This is a genomic window from Pseudomonas sp. XP2 (assembly GCF_053557975.1).
Genome location: NZ_JBNRIK010000034.1, coordinates 19,409 through 34,294 on the forward strand (window position 1 = coordinate 19,409; position 14,886 = coordinate 34,294).

11 protein-coding genes are annotated in these 14,886 nt (G+C 62.1%); 7 read left to right on the forward strand and 4 right to left on the reverse strand.

Features of this window, described 5'->3' with window-relative positions:
• Window positions 1-12: 12 nt before the first annotated feature.
• From ACK1VC_RS26050 to ACK1VC_RS26065, 4 genes are all read left to right on the forward strand, one after another.
• Window positions 13-594: a YceI family protein gene (locus ACK1VC_RS26050; protein ID WP_191086941.1), complete on the forward strand. Its 582-nt coding sequence runs from the start codon at window positions 13-15 to the stop codon at window positions 592-594.
• A gap of 1 nt (window position 595) precedes the next feature.
• Window positions 596-1,753 carry a phospholipase D-like domain-containing protein gene (locus ACK1VC_RS26055; RefSeq protein ID WP_191086940.1) on the forward strand — a complete coding sequence of 386 codons (1,158 nt, stop codon included), beginning with the start codon at window positions 596-598 and terminating at the stop codon, window positions 1,751-1,753.
• A gap of 51 nt (window positions 1,754-1,804) precedes the next feature.
• The gene (locus tag ACK1VC_RS26060) at window positions 1,805-2,383 is read left to right on the forward strand and encodes a DJ-1/PfpI family protein (protein ID WP_016488904.1); all 579 of its coding nucleotides are present in this window, start codon (window positions 1,805-1,807) and stop codon (window positions 2,381-2,383) included.
• A gap of 233 nt (window positions 2,384-2,616) precedes the next feature.
• On the forward strand, window positions 2,617-3,207 hold the full coding sequence (locus ACK1VC_RS26065) for a GNAT family N-acetyltransferase (RefSeq protein WP_191086939.1): 591 nt from the start codon (window positions 2,617-2,619) through the stop codon (window positions 3,205-3,207).
• An 8-nt stretch (window positions 3,208-3,215) separates the two neighbouring features.
• Here the strand turns inward: ACK1VC_RS26065 and ACK1VC_RS26070 are convergent, their stop codons facing one another.
• A complete protein-coding gene (locus tag ACK1VC_RS26070; protein ID WP_191086938.1) occupies window positions 3,216-4,196 on the reverse strand; it encodes a hypothetical protein in 981 nt (326 codons plus the stop codon).
• 236 nt (window positions 4,197-4,432) lie between these two features.
• Window positions 4,433-5,956 carry a fumarate hydratase gene (locus ACK1VC_RS26075; protein WP_016488901.1) on the reverse strand — a complete coding sequence of 508 codons (1,524 nt, stop codon included), beginning with the start codon at window positions 5,954-5,956 and terminating at the stop codon, window positions 4,433-4,435.
• A 276-nt stretch (window positions 5,957-6,232) separates the two neighbouring features.
• Here ACK1VC_RS26075 and ACK1VC_RS26080 point away from each other — a divergent pair, with 276 nt between their 5' ends.
• Window positions 6,233-7,171, forward strand: coding sequence for an iron-sulfur-binding ferredoxin reductase (locus ACK1VC_RS26080; RefSeq protein ID WP_023049233.1), 939 nt, complete (start codon window positions 6,233-6,235; stop codon window positions 7,169-7,171).
• A gap of 33 nt (window positions 7,172-7,204) precedes the next feature.
• Here ACK1VC_RS26080 and ACK1VC_RS26085 read toward each other — a convergent pair whose 3' ends face one another.
• Together ACK1VC_RS26085 and pyk are read right to left on the reverse strand one after the other, a co-directional pair.
• Window positions 7,205-12,211: an RHS repeat-associated core domain-containing protein gene (locus tag ACK1VC_RS26085; protein WP_449118145.1), complete on the reverse strand. Its 5,007-nt coding sequence runs from the start codon at window positions 12,209-12,211 to the stop codon at window positions 7,205-7,207.
• Between the two features lie 161 nt (window positions 12,212-12,372).
• Complete coding sequence (pyk, locus tag ACK1VC_RS26090) at window positions 12,373-13,827, reverse strand: pyruvate kinase (protein ID WP_016488898.1); 1,455 nt, start codon at window positions 13,825-13,827, stop codon at window positions 12,373-12,375.
• A gap of 179 nt (window positions 13,828-14,006) precedes the next feature.
• On the opposite strand from pyk, the gene ACK1VC_RS26095 reads away from it, so the two are divergent.
• Both ACK1VC_RS26095 and ACK1VC_RS26100 read left to right on the forward strand, forming a co-directional pair.
• Window positions 14,007-14,393 carry a tetratricopeptide repeat protein gene (locus ACK1VC_RS26095; protein WP_016488897.1) on the forward strand — a complete coding sequence of 129 codons (387 nt, stop codon included), beginning with the start codon at window positions 14,007-14,009 and terminating at the stop codon, window positions 14,391-14,393.
• A 123-nt stretch (window positions 14,394-14,516) separates the two neighbouring features.
• On the forward strand, window positions 14,517-14,876 hold the full coding sequence (locus ACK1VC_RS26100) for a PilZ domain-containing protein (protein ID WP_016488896.1): 360 nt from the start codon (window positions 14,517-14,519) through the stop codon (window positions 14,874-14,876).
• Window positions 14,877-14,886: the final 10 nt, after the last annotated feature.

Here is a 14,886-nt window from a genome sequence, read left to right on the forward strand (position 1 = left end):
ACGAGATCTGTCATGTTCAAGCTGCCCCGTCTGCTGCCCGCCTTGTTGCTGGCTTTGTGCCTGCCTGCCCACGCCAATTGGCACCTCGATGGCGAATCGTCGCGCCTGTCGTTCATTACCGGCAAAAACGGTGACACTGCCGAAGTGCACCGCTTTCTGGTGCTGCATGGCACGGTCGACCGCAAAGGCGTGGCGGGGCTGAGCATCGAGATGGATTCGGTGAGCAGTGGCATTGCACTGCGTGACGAGCGCATGCGTGAGGACCTGTTCGAGGTCGAGCGTTTTGCCGAAGCCAAGGTGCGGGCGCAGCTGGACCTGCGGCCGATCAACGACTTGGCCAACGGTGCCCAGATCGAACTGCGCCTGCCGCTCACCGTTACCCTGCATGGCCAGTCGCACAGCTACAACGCCCTGTTGTTGGCCACCCGCCTGGACGAGCGGCGCTTTCAGGTCGTGACACTCGAACCCCTGGTGTTGCGTGCCGAGGATTTCGGGCTGCTGCCAGGGCTGCAAACCTTGCGCAAGTTTGCCGGGCTCACGTCCATCAACCCGTCGGTGCCGGTTAGCGCGGCGCTGATTTTCACCGCCCGCTGACATGCCGGGCCCGGTCTTCCCCTGGCGGGATGGCAACCAGTTCGAACTGCTGATCGACGGCCCCGAGTTCTTTCCGCGCATGCTCGCAGCCATCGTGCGTGCCGAGTTCCAGGTTGACCTGGAGCTGTACCTGGTCGAGGCTGGCGCCTGTGCCGAGGCGGTGGTCGAGGCGCTGGAGCAGGCCGCACGGCGTGGCGTGCGGGTGCGCTGCCTGTTCGATGATTACGGCTCGCTGGCCTTCAACAGCGCCCTGCGCCAACGCTTGCTGGAGGCTGGTGTGTACGTGCGCTGGTATAACCGTCTGCGCTGGAAGCGCGGCTTGCGCAACCTGTACCGCGACCACCGCAAGCTGCTGCTGGTGGACGAACGCTGGGCGGTGGTGGGCGGCACAGGGGTTACCGACGAGTTCTGGACCCCGGGCGACGCGACCAGCGAATGGCATGAGGTGATGGTGCAGATTCAGGGGCCGGTGGTAACCGACTGGCAGTTGCTGTTCGACCGCCAGTGGGGCGCCAACAACCGCCGCACCGCCTGGCGCCCTGCCGAGGGCTTCGGCCTGCCCCGTTTGCCCAAGGTGCCTGCGCAGGGCCAGGGCATGGGGCGGGTAGCTTATGCCGACGCCCGCCAGCATCAGGACATCCTGCATTCGCTGGTGCGGGCGCTGAACAGTGGCAAGCAGCGGGTATGGCTGGCCACGCCATACTTTCTGCCGACCTGGAGCGTGCGCCGTTCTTTGCGCCGTGCTGCCAGCAAGGGGCTTGACGTGCGGCTGTTGCTGACCGGCCCACGCACTGACCACCCGTCGGTCCGCTACGCCGGGCACCGCTACTACCCCCGCCTGCTGCGCGCCGGTGTGCGGATTTTCGAGTACCAACCGTGCTTCCTGCACCTGAAGATGGTTGTAGTGGACGACTGGGTCAGCGTCGGTTCGTGCAACTTCGACCACTGGAACCTGCGGTTCAACCTTGAGGCCAACATTGAGGCGCTGGACCCGCCGTTGACGGCCGCGGTGGTGGCCAGCTTCGAGCGCGACTTTGCCTTGAGCGAGGAAGTCGACCTCGACCACTGGCATGCCCGCCCCCTGTGGCGCCGGGTTAAACAACGAATCTGGGGCTGGATCGACCGACTGGTAGTCAACGTGCTCGACCGCCGTGACTGACAGCGGCTATCGTGCATTGACTGTTTACGGTTAACCGAAGGAGTGGGTGCGATGACGGCGAAGAAGATTCTTATGCTGGTAGGCGACTACGTCGAGGATTACGAGGCGATGGTGCCGTTTCAGGCCTTGAGCATGGTGGGCCACACGGTGCACGCGGTGTGCCCGGAGAAACTGGCGGGGCAGACCGTGCGCACTGCCATCCATGATTTTGAGGGTGAGCAGACCTACAGCGAAAAGCCGGGGCACAACTTTGCCTTGAATTATGACTTTGTGCGGGTGCGGCCCGAGAGTTACGACGCCCTGCTGATCCCGGGTGGCCGTGCGCCGGAGTATTTGCGCCTGGATGAAAAAGTGCTGGCGCTGGTGCGGGCATTTGACCAGGCTGGCAAGCCGATTGCGGCGGTGTGCCATGGTGCCCAGCTGCTGGCGGCGGCGGGTGTGCTGGAGGGGCGCGAATGCAGCGCGTATCCGGCGTGTGCCCCGGAAGTGCGTCTGGCGGGCGGCACGTTCATCGATATCGCCGTGGACCAGGCCCATGTGGATGGCAACCTGGTGACCGCACCGGCGTGGCCAGCGCACCCGGCTTGGCTGGCGGCATTTCTGAAGGTGCTGGGCACCCGTATTGCCTGATACGGCCTTTTCGCGGGGGAACCCGGTATTCGCCATGCACGGTGAACGCCGCCACCGCGCGACTGCCGCCGGCGTTGAACGCGGCCTAGTAGGCATTTACCCGCTCGGTAGCGGTCATGGAACAGTACCTGTCGTGTATGGAAAAGGCGGGTCGTTGCCTCGGATGATAGGGTTTCCCCTCAAGCCCGGCTTAGCCGAGCGCGTCATCCACATCGACAAAACGACCGCCAAGCATGGAAATACGCCTGTTGCACGGCGCCGCTATCGCGCCATACATCGATGACCTCGCTCGCCTGCGCCTGGCCGTAATGCGCGAATTTCCCTACCTGTACGACGGCAGCCCGGACTCTGACGTCGACTATCTGGCCAGCCATGTCCGCTCCGGGCGCAGCCTGGTCGTGCTGGCCGTGGACGACGGCCAGGTAGTCGGAGCCTCAACCGCTTTGCCGCTGATGGATGGAGCTCCTGAATTCCTTCAGCTGTTCCGGGCTCAGGGCCGCGATCCTGCGAGCGTCTATCTGTTCGGTGAGTCGTTTGTCCTGCCGCAGTACCGCGGGCAAGGCCTCGGGGTGCGTTTTTTTATCGAGCGTGAATCCTATGCGCACACACTTGCCGCGTTCGATTACTGCGTTTTCTGTGCCGTCGAGCGCCCGGGCGTGCATCCAAGGCGCCCCGCCGGTTACAAACCCTTGCAGGGTTTCTGGCGCAACCGGGGTTTTTTGCACGAGCCGTCGTTACGCACCACATGTGCCTGGCGCGACCTGGGTGAGCAGGTCACTTCCGAGAAAATCATGTCGTTCTGGATGAAGGCACTGATGGCATGAACCTGTCGTCAGGGGCCAAGGTTCAGCTTGTTTTCGCTGACATGGTATTTCAGTGCGTGGCCGCCATTGCTGACGAGGAATTCGACGTGGTACGGGTTGCCGTGTTGGTCGCGTAGCAGCCACACACTGGGCGCTTCATTGAGCGAGTTGTAATGCTTTGCGTAAAAGCGTCTGTAGTAATGATGAAGCGTCATGTGGTTAGGGCGCTGTACATAGGCTTCGCCTGAATCAGGGGAGACCGCCTCGAACGCTTCTCCCACCCCCAGGGCTGTTACTGTTGACGCTTGGCTGTAGTCGTTAGTCAGCTGGAATGAGATAAGCGCGTGGTCATGATTGTGCCGCTCATAAAATGGCGTGTTCGAGGGCGTCTCCAGTGCGGTGCTCTCTACCATGATGAGTTTGGGATCGGCAAAACCAAAATAGCTGACTGTCTCTTCGACTTCGTCGTCCCAATGGCTATTGGCATTGTTCGACTTGTATTTGAAGGGCGTGCCCGGCTCAAGGTGGAACACCTTGTCGTGCGGTGGCGGTGGCGTGATGGACTCAATGACCACCGATGACACGAAGGGGCTGGTGTTGGTTATGGCGTAGGTATTCTCATCTTTCAACATTAATGCGTAGATCTGGGTGAGCGTGCCGCCAGGGCGTTGGGACGTGACGTAGAAGCTGCGGCGAATGCTGTTTGCGGTTTTTTCGGTGAGCGCGCTGGGGGCGCCTCCGTAGGCGGCATGATAAACAAACCGTTTATCGCGCGCCTTGGACGCAAACAGGTCGGGGTGATCCAGCAGGCGTGGTTCGCCGTCTTCATCAATTAACACCAGCGACAGGCTATTGAGGCTCTCTTCGCTAAGGGTTTCCCCTTTACGTGGCTCCAGGGTGACAGTCACTTCCACTTGCTGCCGACCATTGGCATAAAGGCGATTGGAGCTTGAGGTGATATCCAGGCGAAAGCGGTTGAGCCATTGGTTGTCGAGCTTGAACCCATTCATTTTGAGACACTCGTTGAGGGGGGAGTGCCCAGTTAAAGCCATTCCAATCGCTACCGGATGGTACATAAATGAATCAGTTCAGCGTTTGCCCCCTGTTGCAGCAACACCGAAACGGCGATTTTTTGCCAATGCCTGCACAAAAAAACACCCTGCGAAAGCGTAGCCATCGCAGGGTGTTGATTTCAATCGCGAGCAACCGACCTTCGAGAAACGGTTACTCAAGCCTCAAGGCTGCCTCACTTAACTTCTACTGCCAGGCTTTCGGCGATCTTGCTCTGCCACAGGGCAGGGCCTGTGATGTGCACCGATTCACCATTGCTGTCTACCGCGACGGTAACCGGCATGTCCTTGACCTCGAACTCGTAGATCGCTTCCATGCCCAGCTCGGCGAAGGCCAGGACCTTGGACTTGCGGATGGCCTGGGCCACCAGGTAGGCAGCGCCGCCAACGGCCATCAGGTACACGGCCTTGTTGTCCTTGATCGCTTCGATGGCGGTCGGGCCACGCTCGGACTTGCCGATCATGCCCAGCAGGCCGGTTTGCTCGAGGATCTGGCGGGTGAACTTGTCCATGCGGGTGGCGGTGGTCGGGCCTGCAGGGCCCACCACTTCGTCACCGACCGGGTCAACCGGGCCTACGTAGTAGATGAAGCGGCCTTTCAGGTCCACCGGCAGCGCTTCGCCACGGTTGAGCATTTCGACCATGCGCTTGTGTGCGGCGTCGCGGCCGGTGAGCATCTTGCCGTTGAGCAGAATGGTCTCGCCCGGTTTCCAGCTGGCGACTTCTTCAGGGGTGATGTCGTCGAGGTTGACGCGGCGGGCACTTGGGCCGGCTTCCCAGACGATTTCCGGGTAGGCGTCCAGCGATGGCGCTTCCAGCTCGGCCGGGCCGGAGCCATCGAGCACGAAGTGGGCGTGACGGGTGGCGGCGCAGTTGGGGATCATGCACACCGGCAGCGACGCGGCGTGGGTCGGGTAGTCCATGATCTTGACGTCGAGCACGGTGGTAAGGCCACCCAGGCCCTGGGCGCCGATGCCCAGTTGGTTGACCTTCTCGAACAGCTCCAGGCGGATTTCTTCCAGGCGGTTCTGCGGGCCACGCGCTTTCAGTTCGTGGATGTCGATGGATTCCATCAACACTTCCTTGGCCATGACGGCGGCCTTCTCGGCGGTACCGCCGATGCCGATGCCGAGCATGCCAGGCGGGCACCAGCCAGCGCCCATGGTCGGGACGGTCTTCAGCACCCAGTCGACGATCGAGTCGGACGGGTTGAGCATGGCCATCTTCGACTTGTTTTCCGAACCGCCACCTTTGGCTGCCACATCGACTTCGACTTTGTCGCCAGGGACGATCGAGTAGTGGATGACTGCCGGGGTGTTGTCCTTGGTGTTCTTGCGAGCACCGGCCGGGTCGGCCAGGATAGAGGCGCGCAAGACGTTTTCGGGCAGATTGTAGGCGCGGCGCACACCTTCGTTGATCATGTCGTCGACGCTCAGGGTGGCGCCATCCCAGCGAACGTCCATACCGACGCGCACGAACACGGTGACGATCCCGGTGTCCTGGCAGATCGGGCGGTGGCCGGTGGCGCACATGCGCGAGTTGATCAGGATCTGGGCGATGGAATCGCGCGCAGCAGGCGATTCTTCACGCAGATAGGCCTCGTGCATCGCCTGGATGAAATCGACGGGGTGGTAGTACGAGATGAATTGCAGGGCGTCGGCGACGCTCTGAATCAGGTCGTCTTGCTTGATCACGGTCATGCAGCGCGCTCCTCTTAAAGACGGGAACATTCATAAAGACGCTCGACGGTGCCGACCAGCATGTCGAAACGCCTTGCAAGGCGCCGGCAGGTCAGGCCGGCGGAAAAAGGCGCGGCAGTATAGCGCGCATCCGTCCCGGGCACACCTTCGGCCGGTCTGGACGATGGTCGGCAGCGGGCAGGCACTGTTCTTGCTGTCTCGCTCGAGAGATAGGATGCTTGACGGGGGCCGCAAAGCGGGCCCGGCAAAATAAAGCGCCAGGAGAGAGAGCTGACAATGCCCGAAATTTGCGTGGGCGAGCGCCGCTGGGCGGTGCCCACTGGCAGCAACTTGCTCGATGCCTTGAACGAGGCCGGCCTGAATGTGCCCTACAGCTGCCGGGCCGGCAGTTGCCACGCTTGCCTGGTGCATTGCCTGGAGGGGCAACCGGCGGATGCCTTGCCTGAGGCACTGGCGCTGGATAAGCATGCACAAGGCTGGCGCCTGGCGTGCCAGTGCCGTGTAGTGGGGGACCTGCGCGTAGCGGTATTCGACCCTCTGCAGGACGGCATCCCCGCTCAGGTGTGTGCGCTGGACTGGTACGGTGATGTGTTGCGCCTACGCGTGCGTCCAGAGCGAGCGCTGCGTTATCAAGCCGGGCAGCATGTGCTTCTGTGGAACGGTTCGATCGCCCGGCCGTATTCACTGGCAAGCCTGCCGGGCGAAGACGACTTTCTCGAATTTCATATCGACTGCCAGCGGCCTGGTTTATTTTGCGACAAGGCTCGCAGCCTTGATGTTGGCGACGTACTGCGGTTGGGTGAGCTGCGGGGTGGGGCGCTGCATTATGAGCAGGACTGGCACGCGCGGCCGCTATGGTTGCTGGCGGCGGGTACCGGCCTCGCACCGTTATTGGGCATCCTGCGCGAGGCGCTGCGCCAAGGGCATCAGGGGGATATCCGGGTCATGCACGTGGCGGCGACGGCGCAGCAGCATTACCTGACTGCGCCCCTAGCCGCGTTGGCTGTGGAACACCCGAATGTGAGCGTAGAGTTTATCGTTGCCGAGCAGCTGCAAGCTTGGCTGCAAGGCTTGCGCCTGTCGTCGCGGCACACCGTGGCCTTGGCATGCGGTGCACCGGGGAGGATCGAGGAGTTTGCGCGGCGCTTGTTCATTGCCGGGTTGCCGCGAAACCAGTTGTTTGCCGATGCTTTCGTTGACCGCGCGCCACCGTGACGCCCGCCCGTGGGCGAAGCATGCTGCCGTAAGCTATTGAGGAAAATACAGCCTGCCGGTCGCCAGCTCTCTGTCGGGAGTCGCGGAAAACAGCCCGGTCTGGCCCATCAGTTGGCGCCATCTTGATATTTGCTGCCTGGGTAGATTGCTGGTCTGAGCTGTCACTTCAAGGGACTGCATGAAACCGGCACGATGTACCCAGATGGGTCTGTCATAGCCATGTACCGGCCGCTGCAGCACATTGGCGATGCGTTGTGCTGCTCCACTCTTGCCGCCATAACAGGCCAGCAAGACGATAGGTTGGTTGTCGGCCATGCCGGCGAGGCGCGGTGCGATTTCCCGCAGTGCAACACGTACGGCATCTTCCATCTGGCCTGCGCCGTTCATCAACTGGCCAGCCTTGCTGCCGTGGGTTTCGAAGGCACGGATACCTTGCCCCACGAAGTTGTAATGCATGGCAACGTCGTTGGCCATGCCGTCAGCCGAGTAGATCACGGCGGTGTTTTGTACCTGCCGGGGGGCGGGCGTCATCGGGTTGGCGAACGCACGCTTGGCATTAGCCCTGCCAGGTGAGCGGAGCGCTTTGCTGGCGACTTTGGTCGAGCCAGGCGCCATACCGATTACGGCACTGGCCAAGCCAGTACCCAGTGATATCCAGCCCAGTACGTTGGCGGCTTTTTCGTCCGCGCCACTGGCTTGCATCGTCATGCTGGCGATACCGGTGCTCAGGGAGATAGCGTTCAGTGCGGCATTGCCGATTGCCAGCGCCGCACTGCCGGTCAGCGCACTGCCGCCATACAGGGCGACAATGGCGGGCACGGCGGCGCCCAACGTGCTGATTGCGGCCGCTGCGCCTATCGCCAGGCCTACGCCTGCGATCGTCCAGCCGACCCAGCTGTGACCATCGGGGTCGATGCGGTTGACCGGATCACCGGCGCAGTACGCGTAGGCATTGAGCCCACCACGGTCGAACGGGCTATCACTGTCGGGGCTGAGGAAGGTCATCAGGACAGGATCGTATGGCCGGTAGCCGGCAGGGATGTACCAGCCCGTCAGCGGTTCGCGGCGCAGCCCGGCAAAACCGAACGGAGCTTGCTGGTCGTTTTCGGGTTCGGCGCCATGCGGGCTGTAATGGCACTGGCGCAGTCGCTCGTCGACTTGCAACCGTACGGTGCCTTGGCCATCGCAGCCAAGCAGGCGGATGGTGGACTCCCCGCCATCCTTGCAGCTCACGGCAAACACTTCGGCGCCGTCACCAATCAGCCCCAGGCGCAGCTCACCGTGCTGTTCGTGGGTCAGTTGCCCGGCGCTGTAAAAACTGCGTACCCGGCCATGGTCCAGTTCACGTTCGCAGAGGTTACCGCTGGCGTCGTAGTGGTAATGGCAGCTAGAGCCACTGTGCTCGACCTGTACCAAGCGGTCGGAGCTGTTCCAGGTCAAGGTGCGGCCCATACTGTCGGCGATGAGCCGGCCACAGGCGTCGTACGTCAGTTCGATGCGGGCTGGCCAGCTTGGGTGGGAGTGGGTAACCGCGCTGAGCTGGGTCGGATCGTTCGCCGCGTAGCTGAACTCAGCCGCGTCCTGGCTACCGTCGGCAAAGGTGCTGACCACTCGCTGATAACCATCCAGCGGGTTGAAGGTATAGCGTTGTTCGACGATGGGATTGCCGAACGGGTCGAGTGGCGCGCCGTCGGCGCTGGAGCGGTAGCGTACCAAGCGGCCCCGCCGGTCGTAGTCGAAATACTCTTCGGCGCCGTTGATGCTGCGCTGGATCACTTGGTCGAGGGCTGAATAGGCCAGCGTCAGGGTGATGCTACGCTCCCCCTCGGTATCGCTCACGGTGTAGACGCTGCGCTGTTCTCGGCCCATGGTGTCGTAGCTGATCCGCCGGGTCAGGCTCCGCGCACGGGCAGGGTCGTGGGTGGTAATGCTCAGCGGGCGGGAGAGGGCGTCGTAGCTGAACTCGGTTTGTACGCCGTCTACCTCAAGGCGCTGCAGGCGCCCGAACCTGTCGAGATGGCGATGGTGTTCGGCTCCCGCAGCGTCGGTGAATCCCACTGGCAACCCGTTGAGCGAATGGCGCCAATGGGTGGTGTGCTCGACCTCGTCGAGGTTCCAGCTGTCGCGCAAGGGCAGCCCGGAAGGCGTGAGTTGCCAGCTGAGGCTGCCGAGCCCGCCGCGGGCGTTGGTCGGAATGCCGAGCGTGGCATGATAGGTCAGCTGCTGCTCGGCTTCGCCGTCGGCTGCGGTGCCTAGCAGGGCATTGCCCAACTGAGGCTCGTAGCGGTAGGTCACGTGCTTGCCATCGGCCAAGGTGTTGGCGACGGGTGGCAGCTGGCCTGGGCGGTAGTGATAGTGGGTGGTACGCCCGGCGACCTGCACCGAGCGCTGCCGGCCGAGCCCATCGAAGGTCTGGCGGCCGAGTATCCAGGCGGTTTCGCTCATTGCCTGCGCCTCACCGACGCTCGAGCTGACAGCAATGCTTTGCGGGTGATGGCCATCACTGTGCTCGGCGAAGGTCCAGGTCACCACTGTATTGTCCGGCAGGTGCTTTTCGATGATGCGTGAGTAGGCGTCATGGCGCAGGCGGGTGACGATGTCGGGTGAGCCTTCAACCTGGATGCGCTGCTCGATGACCCGGTCGAGGCCGTCGCGCAGCAGTAGCAGGGTGCGGGTGTGTCGCCCGCGGGTATCGTAATCCTGCTGTTCCACCGGGCTGCCGGCAGCGTTGTGCGAGATGACCTGGCGCGGCCCCTGTAACTTGCCTGCCGCTTGCCACTGTTCGCTGCGGCGGGTGATGGGGTCGTGATGGAGGTGCTGTTCGATGCCTTCCAGGCTGGTCACCTGGCAGGCGTGGCCCCAGTCGTCGTAGCGGATTGTGCGGGTCAAGGTGAGCAGGTTGTCGGCCTTGAGCCAGTCCAGTGAGGTCTGGCTGACCAGGCGGCCGAGGGCATCGTACTGGTTGCGGCCTGTTTCGCGGAACACGCCCGGGCTGTTATCGAGGTCTTCAAGGTGAATGCTCACGACCCGACCTTCGCCGTCGAGCCATTGGCGCTGTCGGCGGCCGGTGATATCGACCTGCTCGATCAATACCGGATTGTACTGGCCGTTCGGCCTGGCTTGCCTGGCGAACTCGTCGTTGAGGTGATAACGGGCCAGGCGCTGGGTCTGGTAAGGGCTGCCTGCTGCGGACCTGGTGCATACCACACGGCCTAATCGGTCATATTCATAACGGGTAATGGCACCGCTGTCGTGCCGCTCCCAGAGAGTCTGGCCGGTGAGCATCGATTGTGCATGAGCGGTGCTGGAGCGGTTTTCTTCATCGTTCTCAAAGCCCTGCAGGGTGACTTCGGTCACCAGTGCATCCGCGGTGGCACTGTAGCTGTAAAAGGTAGTTGTGCATTTGCCGTCGAGGGTGACGACGCTCTTTTCTTCCCGGCCATACGTGGTACCTGCAGTGGTCAGGTAGAACTGCCGGGTATGCTCGATCACCCGGTTCTCGGGGCCTTCGAGCTGCTCGCTGGCCACCAGTACGTGGGGCAATGCGCCTTCGATCAGCGAAGGTAGCGCCTGGTAGATATAAGTAGTGGCCAGAACAGGGGCTGCGCCTTTGGCGATGACGGGGATAACGGTCTTTTTTTTCAGGAAACGTACCCGGCCGAGTGCGTCTGCGGGGCAGCCTTCGGCACCTTCTGCCGGGTAGTATTCGTAACATTCCTCGACGCCGCTGGGGAATAGCACGCGCAGAGGGTTGCCGAAGTCGTCATAGACATAGCGGGTGCTCTCGCTGCGGCTTTGGCCGGGCCGGGAATGATCCAGATAGGTGACCGATACTTCGTGGGGCAACTGGCACCACGCCGGTTGCTCCTCCCAACTGAGTGCCGGATCGACGCCGTAGAGTGTTTTCTCGCGCGTTTCGCAGTGCCCCCGGCGGGTCACTTCACTTACCTGCAGGTGGAAACGGTCCCAGGTGCGTTCGACTGTGGCCAGAAGCCTGCCCTGGCCATCGGTCTGTTCTTCCACCATCTGGTATTGATAGTCGCTGTTGACCTGGTAGAGGTTGTCCCGCCCGCTATGCCATTCGAACGCCTGGTCACTGCCATAGCCCAGGTGGTTGTGATCGCCGATCCACTGGTAGCTGCGTTGGAGCTCACTGCCCGGGCCAGCACTGGTATGGGTCCATCCCATGACGCGGGGCAGGAATGCCAGGGGGCCGCCTTCGGGCATGCGCAGGCCTTCACTGTCCTGGGACCAGTGGACGATGTCGCGGGCACCGAGAGGGCCGATAAAGCGACGTGGCAAGAGGAGCTGCGCCTGCCCCGGCACATTCAGGGCGTCGTACTCGATTTCGAATGGCTGGTCGATGTCGGGGAGGTACAGCTGGCTCAAGCGCTCATTGCTCAGCAGCGCCCTCAGAGTAGCGGCGTGGGCCGTTTGTGGATTGAGCACGAAACGCAGTTCACTGGTTTCGGTTTCCAGGGCCAGCAATGTACGGGTTTCATCGCGGATCCTGGCCAGCGTCGATATACCGTCGGCGAAGGGCATCCAGTCGAAATACAGGCGGCGCCCTTCGGGTGAGCGCATCTCCTCAAGCAAGTAGCGGGTGCTGTCGTCCTGTTGGCGAAGAATCTCGCTTTCGCCGGTTTGCTTGTCGACCCGAAAATTGCCATCGGCTTGACGCGTGACTGTGAAGGTTGGCAGTTTCTGATCGAAGAATGCCAGCCGGCCATCACTGCACGGGTCGGAGTTGATCAGATCAATGGCGAACTGCTCGCCTGAAGACAGGCTCAGACGCGGGTTATCCTGATCAAGGTTGATTTCCGATAGCCCCAGGCTCCAGCCCAGGCCATAGCCACGGTTACAGGAAGAGGCCAGGGTGCTGAAAGCCAGTGTCACGCTCAGCGTTGGCCCGCACAGCTGGTTGGCGGGAGGCACGGGCAGGGCAATGGCCAAGCAGAACTGGCCTGTTCGGTTGTCGACAGCGGTCTTGAAGCAATCAAGAAAGTTGCCGGCTTGGGAGTGTAGTGGAGCGTCACGCATGATCAGGCTCTCGTCATCGAAGTGAAGAGGCCCAATTCAAGGACACGTGGCGAGCTGGCTGGCGCTAGATAAGTCTTTGAGAGGCGAGATGCGTGACGTTGAAAAAAGCCCCGACAGAAGCTGTACGGGGCTCTTGTAGCACGCGACCTGCGAGCAGCTGATCAGCCGACCAGAGGATCACCGACATGCAGGATCTTCATGCCGTTGGTGCCGCCGATGGTGTGGTAGCTGTCACCTTTGGTCAGGATCACCCAGTCACCCTGTTGCACCAGGCCACGCTTGAGCAGCTCGTCGACTGCCGCCTGGCTTACCTTGTCGGCCGGCAGCGAGGCCGGGTCGAAGGCGATCGGGTACACGCCGCGGAACATCGAGACGCGAGCCTGGGTCGCGCGGTGCGGCGACAGGGCGAAAATCGGCACGTGCGAACGCAGGCGCGACATGATCAGCGGGGTGTAGCCGCTTTCAGTCAGGGCGATGATCGCCTTCACGCCCGGGAAGTGGTTGGCGGTGTACATGGCCGCCAGGGCGATGCTTTCGTCGCAACGTTCGAAGGTGGTGTGCAGGCGGTGGCTGGACTTCTGGTTGGTCGGGTGCTTTTCGGCACCTTGGCAAATCCGCGCCATGGCCTGTACGGCTTCGATCGGGTAGGAACCGGCAGCACTTTCGGCCGACAGCATCACCGCATCGGTGTTGTCCAGCACGGCGTTGGCCACGTCGGACACTTCAGCGCGGGTCGGCATCGGGTTCTGGATCATCGACTCCATCATCTGGGTCGCCACGATCACCGCCTTGTTGTTGCGGCGGGCGTGCTGGATGATCTTTTTCTGGATGCCGATCAGCTCGGCGTCGCCGATTTCCACACCCAGGTCGCCACGGGCAACCATCACCGCGTCGGAGGCGGCGATCAGCTTGTCGAGGGTCTCGTCGTCGGCAACTGCTTCGGCCCGTTCGATCTTGGCCACCAGCCAGGCGCTGCCGCCGGCCTCGTCACGTAGCTTGCGTGCGTATTCCATGTCGCTGGCATCACGCGGGAAGGAAACGGCCAGGTAGTCCAGGTCCATTTCCGCGGCCAGCTTGATGTCGGCCTTGTCTTTTTCGGTCAGGGCCGGCGCGGTCAGGCCGCCACCTTTGCGGTTGATGCCTTTGTGGTCCGACAGCGGGCCACCGATGATCACCACGCAGTGCAGGGCGTCTGCAGTGGCGGTTTCGACGCGCATGACCACACGGCCATCGTCGAGCAGCAGTTCGTCACCGACGCCGCAGTCCTTGACCAGGTCGGGGTAGTCGATACCGACGATGTCCTGGTTGCCTTCGGTCAGCGGGTGGGCGGTGGAGAAGGTGAACTTGTCACCGATCTTCAATTCGATGCGCTTGTTGGCGAACTTGGCGATGCGGATCTTTGGACCCTGCAGGTCGCCCAGCAGCGCGACATGGCGGCCGTTCTTGGCGGCGATGTCACGGATCAGGCGAGCGCGGGCCTTGTGCTCGTCCGGGGTGCCGTGGGAGAAGTTCAGGCGTGCCACGTCCAGGCCGGCAAGGATCAATTGCTCGATCACTTCCGGCGAGTTGCTGGCGGGGCCAAGGGTGGCGACGATTTTGGTACGGCGGATGGTCATGCACAGACTCCTATAGTGAAGCGCAGCGAAAGGCTACTCCTGAATCTCGCTGTAGTCATTGTTCCGTTGCACTACCTGCGACCAAGACAGGGTGGCATTTGAACGGTCGGGGTATGCTTGCAAAAGCCTGTGAAGATTTGTTGGCGATGGCCGATACACAGGCATCAAAGGAGATCCCCATGCGAGCCCTGATCGTTTTAGCCCTGGCGGCCAGCGCCGTCGGCTGCACCCGCTGGTCCATGGACCACCACCTGAACAATGCCTACCGCGCCTACGACCGTGGCGACTGCGCACGGGTCATGCTGGAGCTGTCGCAGGTCGATCGCACCAGCCGTTCGCGGCCGTTCATCCACCCCGAGGTGTCGCTGCTGCGTGGCCAGTGCCTGGAGCGCCAGGCGCTGTACGTGGATGCCGCGCAGACTTATCAGTACCTGATCCAGAAATACCCGGGCAACGAGTACGCCTATCGTGCCCGGGCACGCCTGCAGACCCTTGAAAAACTCGGGCATGCCCGTAGCGGCGAAGCGGCTGTGGCCAACCCGGTGACCACCGCACCTTGGCGATAACACCAAGGTGTGGTTTATTTCACGGGATTTGCTGCGCGCCCTGCGCTAATCTGTAACTCAGCTGTTACAACAACCGCCAGTACCTTGTATTCCTGGCACCAGGTACGGAATACACACGCGATCATGTTCAACAAGCGCCACATCGAGCGTCATCAGCTGCCTTGTATCCTCAAGGTATTCAACCGTTTTACCGGTCAGGAGATCGGCCAGCTGGGTAATGCCTCCGAGGATGGGCTGATGGTCATCAGCCAGCTGCCTGTGCTGGTAGGGCCCGATTACGAACTGCAATTGCGCTTGCCGCTGGTTGGCGGCGGGCATCAGTTCGTCAACCTGACCGCCAGTTGCCTGTGGTGCCGCGAAGACCAGACGCCAGGCCACTACGATTCCGGCTTCATGCTGTTGCAGGCGCCTCGCGAATTCGACGAGTTCGTGCGCTCACTGCGTGATTATTTCAGTTTCCTGCCTGCCAACGCTTCTGTCTGAGGCTGCGCTA

Excerpts from the sequence above, each read along its gene's own strand:
- ACK1VC_RS26050 (WP_191086941.1), top strand. The coding sequence starts at position 13 with ATGTTCAAGCTGCCCCGTCTGCTGCCCGCCTTGTTGCTGGCTTTGTGC.
- ACK1VC_RS26055 (WP_191086940.1), top strand. The coding sequence starts at position 596 with ATGCCGGGCCCGGTCTTCCCCTGGCGGGATGGCAACCAGTTCGAACTG.
- ACK1VC_RS26060 (WP_016488904.1), top strand. The coding sequence starts at position 1,805 with ATGACGGCGAAGAAGATTCTTATGCTGGTAGGCGACTACGTCGAGGAT.
- ACK1VC_RS26065 (WP_191086939.1), top strand. The coding sequence starts at position 2,617 with ATGGAAATACGCCTGTTGCACGGCGCCGCTATCGCGCCATACATCGAT.
- ACK1VC_RS26070 (WP_191086938.1), bottom strand. The coding sequence starts at position 4,196 with ATGAATGGGTTCAAGCTCGACAACCAATGGCTCAACCGCTTTCGCCTG.
- ACK1VC_RS26075 (WP_016488901.1), bottom strand. The coding sequence starts at position 5,956 with ATGACCGTGATCAAGCAAGACGACCTGATTCAGAGCGTCGCCGACGCC.
- ACK1VC_RS26080 (WP_023049233.1), top strand. The coding sequence starts at position 6,233 with ATGCCCGAAATTTGCGTGGGCGAGCGCCGCTGGGCGGTGCCCACTGGC.
- ACK1VC_RS26085 (WP_449118145.1), bottom strand. The coding sequence starts at position 12,211 with ATGCGTGACGCTCCACTACACTCCCAAGCCGGCAACTTTCTTGATTGC.
- pyk (WP_016488898.1), bottom strand. The coding sequence starts at position 13,827 with ATGACCATCCGCCGTACCAAAATCGTCGCCACCCTTGGCCCCGCCAGC.
- ACK1VC_RS26095 (WP_016488897.1), top strand. The coding sequence starts at position 14,007 with ATGCGAGCCCTGATCGTTTTAGCCCTGGCGGCCAGCGCCGTCGGCTGC.
- ACK1VC_RS26100 (WP_016488896.1), top strand. The coding sequence starts at position 14,517 with ATGTTCAACAAGCGCCACATCGAGCGTCATCAGCTGCCTTGTATCCTC.